The sequence below is a fragment of the Bradyrhizobium sp. AUGA SZCCT0222 genome (assembly GCF_018130205.1).
Taxonomy (GTDB): domain Bacteria; phylum Pseudomonadota; class Alphaproteobacteria; order Rhizobiales; family Xanthobacteraceae; genus Bradyrhizobium.
Window position 1 is genome coordinate 79,337 of record NZ_JAFCLX010000021.1, and the last position, 12,223, is coordinate 91,559.

The following is a 12,223-nucleotide window of genomic DNA, read 5'->3' on the forward strand; positions in this document are numbered from 1 at the left end:
TATCCAACAGGAGGCGGCACATGACGGCGCTCGAAAAGGGTATCACCGCTGATGGCACCGGCTACGGCGGCGTGACCTGGAATATCCTGGGTCAGGTCTATTTCCCGAAGGCGGTGACCGATTCCACCTTCGCCTTCGAGACCAACAGCGACCCCGGCCAGTTCGTGCCGGTCCATATCCATCCGACCCAGGACGAATTCATCCTGGTGCAGGAAGGTGAACTCGATCTCAAGCTCGACGGCGTCTGGGTGAAGGCGAAGGCCGGCGACCTGGTGCGTCTGCCGCGCGGCATTCCGCACGGTTACTTCAACAAGTCAGACAAGCCCGCGCGTGCGCTGTTCTGGGTTTCGCCGATGCAGAAGCTCGAAGCGCTGTTCAACCGGCTGCACAATTTGACCGACCCCGCGGAGGTGGTCCGGGTTTCCGCCGAGCACGAGGTGAACTTCCTGCCGCCGGAGGCCAACGAATAGCGGCGCGAGCTTTCACCTTCACGACGGAGACAAATCCATGGTCAAGCAAAAGCAGGTCTGCATCATCGGCGCCGGCGTGTCCGGGCTTGCTGCGGCCAAGGCGTTTTCGTCGCGCGGACACCGCGTCACCATTGTCGAGCGCAGCGGCGATCTCGGCGGCGTGTGGGAGCCGGCCAGATCCTATCCCGATGTGCAGACCCAGAGCCCGAAGGAGCTTTACCGCTACACCGACAAGGCCATGCCGGCATCTTATCCGGAATGGCCGAAGGGTCCGCAGGTCCATGCCTATCTGGCTGAATACGCCCGCGATTACGGCCTCGATCGATTGATCCGCTTCAATACCGAGGTGGTGCAAATGAATGGCCGCCCGGACTCACAGCCGGGCTGGCGGCTCGACCTTCGCAGCCCCGCCGGCAGCACGCAGGAGGATTTTGACTTCGTCGCTGTTTGCATCGGGCAGTTCAACGAACCGCAGACCCTCAACCTTCGCGGCGAGGAGGCATTCAAGGCGCAGGGCGGGCGCATCCTGCACTCCTCGCAATACAACGATGCCGGCCTCGCCAGGGGCAAGAAGGTGGTGGTGCTCGGCGGCTCGAAATCGGCCACCGACATTGCGGTCAACGCGGTCAATTCCGGCGCCAGCGACGTCACGCTGGTGTACCGCGAACCGGTGTGGCGGATTCCCTACTTCATCGGCGGCCTGATCAACTTCAAACGCATCCTCTACATCCGCGCGCAGGAGGAGATGTTCAAGAGCTGGGGCATTGGGGCGCTGTCGCGGTTCAAGCACGCGGTGGCGAAGCCGTTTGTCTGGGCCAACTGGCGCGGCCTGGAAAGCATGCTGAAGCTGCAGCTCAAGCTGAAGAAGTGCGACATGGTTCCGAAGCAGCGCATCGAGGACGGCGTCAATTGCTCGGTGCCGATCGCCACGCCGGACTTCTTTCCGATGGTGGCCGATGGCCGGATCAAGGCGATCCGCGGCAGCTTCGACCATTACGACGGCAACAGCATCGTGATGACCGGCGGCGAGCGCGTTGCGGCCGACGTCGCCATCCTCGCCATCGGCTACAAGCTCGGCGTGCCGTTCCTGCCACAGGCGCTTCGTGAACGGCTGGTGGACGCCGATGGCCAATACAGGCTCTACCGGCTGATCGCCAACGCGGACCTGCCGGACATGGGTTTTGTCGGCTTCAACTCCAGCTTCTGCACGGTGCTGTGCGCCGATCTGGCGGCAAACTGGCTGGTCCGTTACGCCGACGGCCAGTTGGCGCAGCAGCCGAGCCCGGCCGAGATGCGCGACAATATCGAATTGATGCTGAACTTCAAGCGCGTGGAGCGGCCGGCGGCCGGCGTCTATGGCGGGTTGTGCGTGGCGCCCTACCACTTCAAGCATTTCGACGAGTTGCTGGCCGACATCGGGACAACAGCACGCCGGCGCAGCGCACTGGCGGAGAAATTTACCCCGCCCGATGCGGATGCGTATGCGCGGTTTCTCGCCTCTGCACCGGACTACAAGGTATCGGCATGAAGCGGGGGGAGACGGCCAATAACCGAGCTAGGCCGCATTCCGGCTCGCAGTAATTTCTGAAGATCGAGGGCCCCATATCGTCGCGCGCAGCGACATGCCACCAGCGACGCCGACGCCGAGCACGTACATCCAGCCCTCGTGAAAATCGAACAGGTGCGAGTTCAAGAGCGAGCTGACGAAGTTCTGCACAACGGTGATGAGGCCGATCCAGGCCGCCAGGCCTTCACCGCGGAACAGCAGCAGATGGCTCAACCACATCCCGTACAGCGTAATGACGCCGAGCAGTCCCCATTGCACGGCAACGTTGAGGGTCTGGTTGTGCGGATTGCTGACCACCTCGGCCGACAGCCCGGTCTGCCCGGCTGCGCGCGCGAACAGCTGCCTGGTCGAACCGGTGCCATGGCCGAACAAGGGGGCATCGGCAAAGAAGCCGAGCGACTTGCGCCAGTAGTGCAATCGTTGCGCCGTCGACACCACCGTGTTGGTCTCATAGCCCTGATACTCGGTCGCAATGTCGGCGATGCGCTGCCGCAGATAGGGCGAGGTCGACCAGACGATGGCGGCGGCAACGATGGCCGCCGCAAACAGCGCCGGCATGGTGCGCCGGCTCAGATGCAAGGCGGTGAACAGCACCAGCAGCACCGGCATGTAGACGAGCGCCGTCCGCGCCGAGGCCACGAACATCATGTTCGCAACGAATGCCAGCGACAGCACCAGCCAGCCGATCGCCACGGCCAGCCGCCGCTCGCGGATCGCGATCAGCGCCGGCAACGCCAGCGCAAACGCACACAGCGCGAACTCCTGGCTCTGGTCGATATAGTTCTTGACCGGGACCCCGTCCGAAACCGTCCGCGTGATCTTGAACGCCGGATAGAACAACACGATCCAGGACAGCACCATCATCAGCGTGCAGGAACCGAGGAAGGCCGCGAAGACCCACATGGCGCGCTGCGAACGCTGAAAGTGAAACAGCAGAAACGGAATCACCAGCAGCTTCGCCGCCGGCTTGATGCCGCTCAGGCTTTCCGACCAGGTGCCATCGGTCCAGAGCACGCCCAGAACAGCGAGCGCGACGAACGCCAGGGGCAGGGCGCACGCCGGATGCGCCAGATGGCGGGCGAACGGGCCCCAATCGAGCGTCGGAATGAGGACGATGAGCCAGAGCACGATCAGGATCGCTGTGGCGGAGGTCGACCACGGCAGCGCCGCCGCGGTCAGGGCCGCCAGGATATAGGCATTGCGGACATCGACCGCCAGACGGCGCAGCGTGCCGCGCCATCCCGCTTGGCCGGCCGGTCCGGCATGATCGCACAGCAAATTACGCTCGACGCTCGTCATCGCAGCATCCCAGGGTTCTGCAAGGTTCTGAAGGTCTCGTCCGGCCGTCGCCAGAACGGCGTCGGCGTTTTCGGCTGCGTCCTATTGCGCGGCGACCAGGTACTCGACGGTTCTGGGCGGAGCGAGAAGGTCGCGGGCCTGGGTCTGGGGACCGAAGCGTTCCACCAGTTCGCCGCGGCGCTCGCGAATTTTGCGGCGCCATTCATCCTGACAGGACAGCACCCGGGTGACGGACGCGCAGATGGATTCGGTCGAGAACGGATCGAAATAGTCGGCAAGCTCGCCCGCCACTTCGCGAAACACCGGAATGTCCGAGCATAGAACGGGCGTGTTGGCCGCCAGCGCTTCGATGATGGGCACGCCAAAGCCTTCGGCCAGGCTGGGCATGATCAGGCCGTGCGCATCTGATATCAGCGTGGCCTTGTCATGTTCCTCGACATAGCCCGCAAACCGGACGTTCGGCGGCGGATTGCGCATGAGGCTGGTGCCGCCGGCGTAACCGATCACGACGAGGTCGGCATGGGGCATCTTGCGGAACGCGCGGACCACCGCGTTGAGATTCTTTCGCGGTTCTGCCGAAACGATCACGACAAAGGTCGGTTGTCCCGGCCGTGCGGTCGAAACCGGCACCGGCATCGGCACCGGCGCGAGCCGGAACGGTTCGAAGCGCGTACGCGGGTAGACCACCCGCGCCGGAAGGTAGAAGAATTGCGGCAGCAGATCGCGGAAGCGGTTCATGCTGTAGTTGGAAACGAAGGCCAACTCGTCGGCCTGATGCAGGCTGGTCATCAGGCGCGACAGGAACAGGCGCGTCGCGACGTCGCTCAGTTTCAGATCCGTGAGCGGCAGCAGGTCATGGACCACGCAGATGACCTTGGCGTTGGGGCCGCGCTTGATCGCAACCCGCGTCGGCGTATCGACCAGGATGACGTCATAATCGCGGGCATCGATCTGCGGCGGTGGCAGCTGGGTCAGCGCCGAAGCGTCCTGGTAGCTGTAAAATCCGGGCTCGAGCAAAAAGTCGCGAAACAGTTCGAGGTGGCGCAAATCGGTCGGGATGTATTCCAGCCCGGCGGTCTTGTTCTCGATCAGCTTGACCCGCAGGGGCAGAAGCCCGATCGCCCGCAGCAGGCACGCGCCGAATTCCCACGAGGTGCACGCGCGGATCCGGTGTTTGACCCAGTCGATCGTGCGCCGCACCGCGCTCCGCGCCACCGGCTCGTTCATGTCGGCTTCGTCCAGAAACCGGTAGAGCGCCAGCAGCTCGATCAGGCGCGAATCCGCAGGGAACAGTTGCGCGCGCCGCTGCCGGGTCCGGAGCTGACGATAGCGGCGCGTCGTCTCGACGAGCAGCGTCAGGTCGTGGCCGTCGGCGGCGAGCGACCGGATCAGCTCGCGCGTGAAATGAAAAATGCCGCGCTTGTGGTTCGGCTCGCCGAGCGCCTCGCTGACAACCAGGATCTTCATGCTCTCTTCTCTTCCAGTTCGAATTGGCGTTCGGGATATCTGTCGAGCGGTACCGTGCGTACGATGCGCCCTTGATCGAGGTTGATGACGCTGGTGCAGGTGCGGCGCAGCAGCGCCTGATCGTGGGACGCGATGATCACGATCGCGGCCATCGAGACCAGCTTGAGCATCCGCTGCTCGGCCTTCGCCGAGAATTTTTCGTCGACCACACTCAGCCACTCGTCGAGCAGCAGGATGTCGGCCGGAAACGCCGTGGCGGTGGCGAACAGCACCCGCATCAGCATGCCCGAGGAGAACATGCGCAGTGGCATGTGCCGCATGCGTTCTTCGAGCTCGGTGAACTGCCAGATCTCGTCCACGACGGCCTGCGTGGGCTTGTGTCCGCTGATCCGCAGCAGCAGGCGGATATTGTCGTCAGCCACAAAATCCATGTTGGCGCCTGCGTTCAGGCCGATCAGCGGCACGACATTGCCTGATATCTCCATGCGGCCGCGCGTCGGCGGATAAACGCCGGCAAGCAGCCGCAGCAGGGTCGATTTTCCGGAGCCGTTCGGTCCGGCAAGGCCGATGCGCGCACCGGCGGCGGCTTCCAGCGAAATGTTGTCGATGGCGCGGATCGTGCGCGTCTCGCTCCGCTCGTTGAGCAACCGTCCGAGCAGGCGGCGCTTGACCGAGAAGTCGTAGGCTCCATAGAGCGGATAGTCGAGACTGACGTCGCGCAGGCTGATGCTGACCATGATTCAGATCCAGAACGCGGCTTTGCGCAGCTGCTTGACCGTCACGATGCTCGCTACCGCGAGTACGGCGACGCACACCAGGGCGTAAACGGTGCTCATCATGCTGACATGACCGGTCGCCAGCGGTTCGCGCCACACCGCGAACAAATGCGTTAGCGGGTTGAGCCGCATGACCGTGGAATTCGGATTGATCATCTCCGCCGTCCAGATCACCGGAGAGGACAGGAAGGCCAGCGTCAGGGTCGATTCGATGATCGGCTTCATGTCGCGGAATCGCGTTGCCAATGCGCCGAGGACCAGGCCGAGGCCAAGCGTGCAGGCGACGAACAGCGCAAATCCCGGCAGGGCGGCGATACAGCCTTCGATATCGGTCCGGGCCAAAGCAAGCCAGAGGATAAACGGCACGCTGGCATTGTGGAGCGCGAACAGCGCCTGCCGGAACAGGCATTGCAGCAGGAAGGTCACCGGCGGCAGCGCGCGATCCTTGATCAGGCCGGCCGAACTCTGCAGCGCCGTCGTCGCGTCCAGCACGACATTGTTGAGAAAGGTCCAGGCCGTCAGGCTGATCGCCAGCATCGGAAGCCGCGCGACGGCGTTGGCGTTGGACAAATGTCCGATCACCGAGCCCAGCACCGCGACCATGATCGCCATCTGGATCGACATCCAGAACGGACCGAGCAGCGAGCGGACGTAACGGTGACGCATATCCGACCAGGCGAGGGTGGCCGCGATCCTGACAGCGCCGACGAGCCCGGCGGTTTCGGGTCGCATGGTGCGGGCGGACCGCACCTCCGCCTTGCTGGTGACGGCATCGAGATAGATCGCCTCGATCGCCTGCTTGAATTGCGTGGTGGAATATTTCGACATGGCGCGCCGCCGGGCGGCAAGGCCCATGCGCTGACGTCGCTCCGGGTCGCGGATCAGGATGTCGATCGCTTCGGCAAGCTTGCCGTGATCGCCCGGCGGCACGGTGATGGCCTCGATCCCGTCACGTGCGATGTGCGGAACGGCGGTGTCGAGCGACGTGTTGATGACCGGGCGACCTGCCGCCATCGCTTCCAGTTGAACCAGTCCGAAGGTTTCCGCCGACGTCACCGACGGCATCACGAAGACATCAGCGATGTACATCAGTTTGACCAGTTCACTGTCGGGAACGGAGCCGAGCAGACGTACGCGATCGGCGACGCCGAGGCTCAGGATCAACTGCTCCAGCCTCGCGCGTTCGCGGCCCTCGCCAACGATCCAGACCTCGAAGTTCTGGCCGACAGCGGCGCGGATCAGCACGTCGAAGCCCTTGTAGGGAACAAGGCGGCCGCAAGCGAGCACCAGCCGCCCGCGATCATGCCCGACCTTGAGGTCCGGGTGACGCGGGACCGGTCGCCCATACTTCGAAACGTCGATGCCAAAGGGGACGACGTGGCATTTGTCGGCGAATTCACGCAGCAACGGGGTTTCGTCCAGCAGGGCGCGATCGGAGACGATGATCGCTTCCGCCCGCGAGAGCGTCCGGCGCATCAGTGGTTCGACGAACCGCCTGAGCCTGGCGTGCGTGACGATGTCGGCATGCCAGTGCACGACGAGCGGCCGCTTGCGGCCAAACCCCAGCGCGAACACCAGGTCGGCCAGTGGAAACGGCGCATGCAGCACCAGCAGATCGTGCTGTGCGATCCGGCGCCACAGCCGCAACGGATAGGTCGGCGCAAACGGCAGTGACAGGATGTCTCCGAACGAGCGCACGCGCTCGACCGGCACGTCGTGCACGACGATCCGGCGGCGTCCATTCGCGCTGGAACAGACCAGCACGGCGAAGGCGAAGCTGGCCTTCAGTCCGGTGCAGATGTCGCGGATCACGGTGAGAGTCCCGCCGAACAGGTCGGGATAATAAACCTTGAAGATGTGAAGCACCGACAGGCGGCGGGCGGAAGCGTCGATCGAAGTCATCATGCAGCTCGCGCCGGTCAGCGGATCAAAAGGGCAGCGACGAACGGCGTCGCCAGCGCGGCAAAAAAGGTCACGCAGCGGATCAGCGCCGGCAGCACGGGCACGACGACCGCCGGCCTCGCGCTTTGGGCGAGGTGACGTGCCGCCGGGAGGAATGGAGCGGAATTGCGGGGCGAAAGGACGTGCATGGTTGGGTTCCCCTGGTTGGATGATTTGCGTATATGTGGGAAAATTTCACACGTCAATAACCAACCGCAAAAAAGTGGGATTGTGTCCCACGCCGGGCGCGGCTACAATTTCGCCATGAGTGCTAACCAGCCGCCGCCAAAGCCGGCCTCGCATCAACCGATCGCCGCGGACCGTCTGCAGGCGCCGCTGGCGCGTCTGTTGCGTCCGCTGGTGAGGTTATGCATCCGCGGCGGCATGACGTTTCCCGCGCTGGCGCAGCTGCTGCGCGAACTCTTCGTCAATGTCGCCGAGCATGACTTCGCGCTTGACGGCAAGGAGCAGACCGACAGCCGGGTCAGCCTGCTGACCGGGATCCATCGCAAGGAAGTGGCCCGGCTGCGCGGCGCCGGAACGCCCGTCAACGAAACGCCGGCCACGCTGTCGCGTACCAGCGCGATCATCGCCCGCTGGATGGCCGCGCCCGAATTCACCGACAAGGCCGGCGACCCCTTGCCATTGCCGCGCACCGCTGATGGCGATGCGCCGTCGTTCGAGGCGCTCGTCGAATCGGTCACCAAGGATGTCCGGCCGCGCGCGGTGCTGGACGAATGGCTCGACCGGCAACTTGTCAGCATCAACGCGAATGAAGAGATCGTGCTGGTGGATACCGCCTTCGTTCCGCGCGGCGACGACGATCGCAAATGGCACTATCTCGGCCGCAACCTGCACGACCACGTCGCCGCGGCGGCGGACAACGTTTCGGCCGTCACGCCGCGCTTCCTCGAGCGCGCGGTGCATTACGACGGCCTGTCGCCCAAATTGGCCAAGCGCCTCGAAGCACGTTCGCGCGAACTTGCGATGGACGCGCTGAAGACCGCCAACCGCGAAGCCAACCGCGCGGTCGCCAAGGACAAGGGCGGCGACGCCAGGTGGAATTTCGGCGTCTATATCTACCACGAGGCGCCGGACGGCGATGACGCCAAAGAAGGCGGCCAATCATGAGCAAACCGCCGATCATCACCCGGCGGTCGCTGCTGGCGGGGTTTTGGCTGGCTAGCGTGTCCTCGGCCTGGGCACAGGTCCGGGGCGGCCGCAGCGGCGACGATCAGGGTATCGGCGGCACCGGCGCCGCGAGAATCGGCGACGATCACGGTATCGGCGGTACCGGCATTGTCGGGGTCATCCAGCGTTTCGGCAGCATCTTCGTCAACGGCGAACGCATCGGCTATGCGCCTGACGTGCCGGTGCGGATCAACGGCGAGTCGGCGTCGGTGAAGGCGCTGCGGATCGGACACGTCGCCCGCGTCGTGGCGATGCGCCAGGCCAATGGCGCGCTGACCACCCGCGGTATCTCGGCCGTCAGCGAAGTGATCGGACCGATCCAATCCGTCGGGGCAGGCGAGATGTCGGTGCTGGGTCAGAAGGTGGCGTTCGCGGGGCGCGAAAGCTGGCGTCCCGGCACCTATGTTGCGGTGTCCGGGCTCCGCCGAACCGACGGCGTCATCGTCGCCAGCCTCATCGAGAAGCGCCGCGACAACGCCACGCGGGTTACAGGATTGCTCGAGCGCGATCGCGATGGGGTGCGGATCGGTGGCTTGCGCCTTGCGGGCGCGGATCTGGCGCTGGCCGGTCAGCGCGTTCACGCCGAGGGCCAGTTTGCGCAAGGCGTGATGCAGGTCGCGCGCGCCAGACGGGACGATTTTTCCGATCTGACCGGCGCCAGCCGTTTGTCGATCGAAGGCTATGTGCGAAGGGTCGGCGACAATCTGCAATTCGGATCGGGCTATGTCGCGCGCGATGTGTCGCGCTTCCAGCCTGCGGCCGGCGACGCACGCGTGGTCGTCAACGCCGTGCTCGACAGCTCGCACGGCCTGCGGGTGGAATCCGTTCAATCTGTCAGCCAATTCCCGGGTGCCTCGATCGGAAATCCGGCTGGCCCTGCCAGAGCTCCGGGCTCAGCTCCCGGTCAGGGCGGCACACACGTTCCCGGCGGTTCACCGCAAGGGCCGGCTTCCGGCCCGGGTCGGGCCAGCGATCCCGGTGCTCCCACGTCACCCGGCGGCGGCCCCGGATTCCCGGGCGGCCCTTCAGGACCGGGCGGATTCGGGGGTCCCGGTGGCGGTGGCCCAGGCGGCTTCGGCGGAGGTGGAATGGGCGGAGGCGGTGGTCGGCGGTAGTTGCTCCGCCGATGCAACATGCACCGGCATCATCGCTTCCGGTTCTAGCCGGCGCTGAGCCGCACGCCGGCGCGCAAAAACTTCTGCGGATCGACCGCGTCGCCGTCGATCCGTGTTTCATAATGCAGATGCGGACCGGTCGAGCGGCCGGTTGAGCCGACCGCACCGATCACCTGTCCGATCTTGACGACGTCGCCGACCCTGACGTGGATCTCCGACAGATGGCCGTAGCGGGTCGACAGCCCATTGCCGTGGTCGATCTCGACCATGCGGCCATAGCCGCCCATCCATCCCGATGAAGCCACTTTGCCGTTCGCGGTTGCGCGCACGGGATCGCCGGTCGCCGCGCGGAAATCGAGACCGGTATGCATCGCCGGCCGACCGAGGAAAGGATCGCTGCGAACGCCGAAGCCGGAGGTGAACTCGACCTCGCCGACGACGGGTTTGCGATAGGGCACCAGGGCCAGCGTGCGGTTAAGTCGCTCGACCTGGGCACGGGTGGTGTTGATCCGGTTGAGCTGGCGCTCGAACGGGCCGGCATCGGCCCCAAGCTTCACCGGAACGAAGGGACCGCCGACGCCCGAGCGTGGCGTCGCGGCTTCGAGTTGCGCCATGTCGAGACCGAGATCGGTGAACACGCCGCGCATCCGGCGGACGCGCGATTCCATGCTGTCTTCGACCGAGCTCAGCGCCGCCATCTGGCGCCGCTCAACCTGGTCGAGCGAGGTCTGCAGGCGGACTAGGACGTTGTCGACGCCCTGAACCTTGGCGTACTGGTTGGCTTGCTGCTTGACCACGACCGGTGCGCGCGACTCCAGACGGGCTTCACGATCCGGCGGCGCCACAAAGATCACGGTGTCGCTGATCGGGCTGGGCTTCGGTGTCCCGGGAGCGGGGGTCTCGGCGGCGGCGCCGCGGGCCGGCGGCCGGATCGATCCGGTGGCCGTGCTGTCCGGAATCGAACCGAGCGCGGTGGCGCGGGATTCCAGCGCGGTCTGGCGCTTCATGATCTGGTCGAGCTTCTGGTCGAACTGTTCCTGGTCGAGCAATTGGCGGCTGGTGGTGCGATCGACCTTGGCGCGTAGCTCGGCGATGCGGTCTTCATAGGCGTATTGCATCTCGGCCTGGCGGGCGATCAGCCGGGTCAGGACGTCGTCGCGAAAGGCGAAATAGGTGGCGGTCGCCGCCGACCACATTCCGAGCACGATGATCGTGCCGACGACGATCCAGAACACCACGGGCCCGAACCGCACCTGCTTGCCGGCATGGACAATGGCATAGCCGTCATTGGCCGGGGGGAGTGCCGCGGCCTGCGCCACGGGACGTCGCGCCCGGCTGTCATGGGGATGATGGTGCTGGTGGTACTCGGAATGATGACCGGAACGGTACGACATCGGCTCTCCCGCGCCGGTCGGACTGGGGTTCCGTACGGCTCAATTTGCGAGGCCGATTTGACCCACTCATGGTTAATTTTTGGGAAATGGAACCTGGAAAACTATAATCCTTGCGCTGTGGCCAATACCTCGTCGGCGTGGCCATCGACCCGCACGTTGCGCCAGATTTTGGCGATCTTGCCGTCCTTGCCGATCAGAACGGTCGTGCGAAGAATCCCGAGGAAGGTCCTGCCATACATGGATTTTTCGCCCCAGGCGCCATAGGCTTCCAGCATCTCGTGTTTTTCATCCGAAATCAGAGGAATCGAGAGCTGGTGCTTGTCGCGAAAGGACTCCTGGGCCTTCACGGTGTCGGCGGAGATGCCCAGGACGGCCGTTCCGCTTTCGGCGAACGCGTCCTTGAGGCGGGTGAAATCGATTGCCTCCCTCGTGCAGCCGGGAGTATCGGCGCGCGGGTAGAAGAACAGGACCAGTTTCCGCCCGGCGTAATCGGCCAGGGATACGCTGTCGCCACCATCCCGGGGCAGCTGGAAGCTGGGCGCTTTGGCGCCTTCAACCCGACCTGAGACCAAGCCTGGTTTGCTGTCCGGCTTCGCAGCGGCCTCGGGAATGGGCGTCAAATCAGGCTTCGGTGCCGTCGATGGCTTGGATTTTAACGATTTCGACGCGGGCTTGTGGGATTCTTTGGTCAAGGCGCCCTTGGCTGCCGTGCCGGACTTCTTCGCGACCACCTTGCCGGCCTTGGCCGCGGGCGTTTTGACTGGAGCTTTCGAGCCACTGCGGGCTGCCTTCGCCGGGATCGTTTTGTGGGCGGATTTCTTGGCAGGCGTCTTCGCGGGTGACTTGGCTGGTGTCTTTGCGGATCCCTTGGAGGATTTCTTGCGCGTTTTCTTGGACATACGCCTTCCTTTCGTCGCTTTCGGCGGATCAACCAATAGGGTATTGCGGGTCTTGTCCCGGCCTATCGGATTCGCTCCGGCCGCTGGGCAAGTTTGATGACCTC

General features: G+C 64.6%; 11 protein-coding genes. 4 read left to right on the top strand and 7 right to left on the bottom strand.

Annotated elements, in window-relative coordinates:
• Positions 1 to 20 precede the first annotated feature (20 nt).
• Positions 21 to 470: a cupin domain-containing protein gene (locus JQ629_RS19725; RefSeq protein WP_212389704.1), complete on the top strand. Its 450-nt coding sequence runs from the start codon at positions 21 to 23 to the stop codon at positions 468 to 470.
• A 37-nt stretch (positions 471 to 507) separates the two neighbouring features.
• A complete protein-coding gene (locus JQ629_RS19730) occupies positions 508 to 1,998 on the top strand; it encodes a flavin-containing monooxygenase (RefSeq protein ID WP_212414074.1) in 1,491 nt (496 codons plus the stop codon).
• Between the two features lie 27 nt (positions 1,999 to 2,025).
• Here JQ629_RS19730 and JQ629_RS19735 read toward each other — a convergent pair whose 3' ends face one another.
• The 5 genes from JQ629_RS19735 to JQ629_RS19755 form a co-directional block, all read right to left on the bottom strand.
• Entirely contained in the window at positions 2,026 to 3,336 is a 1,311-nt protein-coding gene (locus JQ629_RS19735) for an O-antigen ligase family protein (RefSeq protein WP_212414075.1), read from the bottom strand.
• Positions 3,337 to 3,417: 81 nt separating this feature from the next.
• Positions 3,418 to 4,803: a glycosyltransferase family 4 protein gene (locus tag JQ629_RS19740; RefSeq protein WP_212414076.1), complete on the bottom strand. Its 1,386-nt coding sequence runs from the start codon at positions 4,801 to 4,803 to the stop codon at positions 3,418 to 3,420.
• A complete protein-coding gene (locus JQ629_RS19745; RefSeq protein ID WP_212414077.1) occupies positions 4,800 to 5,540 on the bottom strand; it encodes an ABC transporter ATP-binding protein in 741 nt (246 codons plus the stop codon). Before JQ629_RS19745 ends, JQ629_RS19740 begins: the two co-directional genes overlap by 4 nt.
• A gap of 3 nt (positions 5,541 to 5,543) precedes the next feature.
• A complete protein-coding gene (locus JQ629_RS19750; protein ID WP_212414078.1) occupies positions 5,544 to 7,481 on the bottom strand; it encodes a glycosyltransferase in 1,938 nt (645 codons plus the stop codon).
• 17 nt (positions 7,482 to 7,498) lie between these two features.
• On the bottom strand, positions 7,499 to 7,669 hold the full coding sequence (locus JQ629_RS19755; RefSeq protein ID WP_212414079.1) for a hypothetical protein: 171 nt from the start codon (positions 7,667 to 7,669) through the stop codon (positions 7,499 to 7,501).
• 115 nt (positions 7,670 to 7,784) lie between these two features.
• Here JQ629_RS19755 and JQ629_RS19760 point away from each other — a divergent pair, with 115 nt between their 5' ends.
• Positions 7,785 to 8,651, top strand: a complete 867-nt coding sequence (locus JQ629_RS19760; RefSeq protein ID WP_212414080.1) for a DUF6502 family protein — start codon at positions 7,785 to 7,787, stop codon at positions 8,649 to 8,651.
• Positions 8,648 to 9,826 (top strand): DUF5666 domain-containing protein, encoded by a 1,179-nt coding sequence (locus JQ629_RS19765; RefSeq protein ID WP_212414081.1) that lies wholly within the window; start codon positions 8,648 to 8,650, stop codon positions 9,824 to 9,826. Before JQ629_RS19760 ends, JQ629_RS19765 begins: the two co-directional genes overlap by 4 nt.
• A gap of 44 nt (positions 9,827 to 9,870) precedes the next feature.
• On the opposite strand, the gene JQ629_RS19770 is transcribed toward JQ629_RS19765, so the two are convergent.
• Complete coding sequence (locus JQ629_RS19770) at positions 9,871 to 11,220, bottom strand: M23 family metallopeptidase (RefSeq protein ID WP_212414082.1); 1,350 nt, start codon at positions 11,218 to 11,220, stop codon at positions 9,871 to 9,873.
• A gap of 101 nt (positions 11,221 to 11,321) precedes the next feature.
• Positions 11,322 to 12,119, bottom strand: coding sequence for a redoxin domain-containing protein (locus tag JQ629_RS19775; protein WP_212414083.1), 798 nt, complete (start codon positions 12,117 to 12,119; stop codon positions 11,322 to 11,324).
• Between the last annotated feature and the right edge of the window lie 104 nt (positions 12,120 to 12,223).

Bases quoted from the DNA above. Each gene is read 5' to 3' on its own strand.
- JQ629_RS19775 (WP_212414083.1), bottom strand. From the start codon at position 12,119: ATGTCCAAGAAAACGCGCAAGAAATCCTCCAAGGGATCCGCAAAGACA.
- JQ629_RS19730 (WP_212414074.1), top strand. From the start codon at position 508: ATGGTCAAGCAAAAGCAGGTCTGCATCATCGGCGCCGGCGTGTCCGGG.
- JQ629_RS19725 (WP_212389704.1), top strand. From the start codon at position 21: ATGACGGCGCTCGAAAAGGGTATCACCGCTGATGGCACCGGCTACGGC.
- JQ629_RS19735 (WP_212414075.1), bottom strand. From the start codon at position 3,336: ATGACGAGCGTCGAGCGTAATTTGCTGTGCGATCATGCCGGACCGGCC.
- JQ629_RS19760 (WP_212414080.1), top strand. From the start codon at position 7,785: ATGAGTGCTAACCAGCCGCCGCCAAAGCCGGCCTCGCATCAACCGATC.
- JQ629_RS19765 (WP_212414081.1), top strand. From the start codon at position 8,648: ATGAGCAAACCGCCGATCATCACCCGGCGGTCGCTGCTGGCGGGGTTT.
- JQ629_RS19755 (WP_212414079.1), bottom strand. From the start codon at position 7,669: ATGCACGTCCTTTCGCCCCGCAATTCCGCTCCATTCCTCCCGGCGGCA.
- JQ629_RS19745 (WP_212414077.1), bottom strand. From the start codon at position 5,540: ATGGTCAGCATCAGCCTGCGCGACGTCAGTCTCGACTATCCGCTCTAT.
- JQ629_RS19750 (WP_212414078.1), bottom strand. From the start codon at position 7,481: ATGACTTCGATCGACGCTTCCGCCCGCCGCCTGTCGGTGCTTCACATC.
- JQ629_RS19770 (WP_212414082.1), bottom strand. From the start codon at position 11,220: ATGTCGTACCGTTCCGGTCATCATTCCGAGTACCACCAGCACCATCAT.
- JQ629_RS19740 (WP_212414076.1), bottom strand. From the start codon at position 4,803: ATGAAGATCCTGGTTGTCAGCGAGGCGCTCGGCGAGCCGAACCACAAG.